Genomic DNA, 996 nt, shown 5'->3' with positions numbered 1-996 from the left:
GAGCGTTTTCTCTCTCGCTGCGTATTGAATGCCAATGACAAAAAGGTATTCAAATACTTCAAGTTTTCTCTTCTTTTTTTACTCATCTCCTATAATTATTTTTATATACAACAACCTCAATAGGCTTCAATGCGTTTTAGAGCAGAGTGCTCTTAGTCTGTAGACGTTCTTTTCATTTAGAGATGTCTGGCAAGAGACAAGGAGAGGTTATGAATCTTCAAATCAAAACCATCAACAACGTACTGTTTGCTTCGCTCGTTGTTTCTATTCTTGGTTTAGTTGCGATGTACCTGAACTATACGCAGCAAAGTGATCAAATAGAGCAATTGCGCGGACAACTTATCGAAAAAGAAAATCAGATCGTCATTTCAAACGAAGCATTGTCTTACACCCGTTATCAACATCAACTTTTAGCCGAAGACTACAGTCGTTTTAGAGATGAGCAGTCAATAAATAGAGTACTTCATTAGTCGCTACCAGCGTTGAGGAGAGAGATGAAACCAATCTTATTGGTCGACGATAGCAAAACGGTATTGCTTTACATGACCTCCGCATTGCAAAAGCAAGGGTACGAAGTCATCGCTGTGGAGGACGGTGAGTCTGCACTTGAAGTCCTGACGCACCGAAAAGATATTCAGTTTGTTCTCAGTGACCTGATGATGCCTGGGCTCAGTGGTATTGATTTGTGTCGTCTACTCAAATCTGCGGCGTTTGAGCGGTATATCTTTTTTGTCCTACTTTCTTCACGCAATGATCAGGGCTCGATTGTCAAAGGCATTGACGCTGGCGCGGATGATTTCGTAGATAAAAAAACGTCGGTAGAAGAGCTTCAAGCACGCATACGAGCAGGGTTTCGTACTCTCGATTTGCACAATATGTTACTCGCGAGAAATCAAGAATTAGACGTCGCTTACCAAACGATTCGACAAGATCTAGAATCTGCTGGTGATCTCATGAGGCAGCTTTTACCGGTAGATCAGCAAATCGGAGCGACAA

General features: G+C 42.0%; 2 protein-coding genes. Both read left to right on the top strand.

Features of this window, described 5'->3' with window-relative positions:
* Positions 1 to 209 precede the first annotated feature (209 nt).
* Positions 210 to 470, top strand: coding sequence for a hypothetical protein (locus R8O11_RS25480; protein ID WP_318194644.1), 261 nt, complete (start codon positions 210 to 212; stop codon positions 468 to 470).
* A 24-nt stretch (positions 471 to 494) separates the two neighbouring features.
* A partial coding sequence (locus R8O11_RS25475) for a response regulator transcription factor (protein WP_318194643.1) occupies positions 495 to 996 on the top strand: 502 nt, incomplete at its 3' end.

The organism is Vibrio sp. 1288 (genome assembly GCF_033344475.1).
Note: the sequence above shows the minus strand (reverse complement) of the source record. Positions and strands in the feature narration are given on the sequence as shown.

Coding starts and splice junctions, on each gene's coding strand:
- R8O11_RS25480 (WP_318194644.1), top strand. CDS start 210: ATGAATCTTCAAATCAAAACCATCAACAACGTACTGTTTGCTTCGCTC.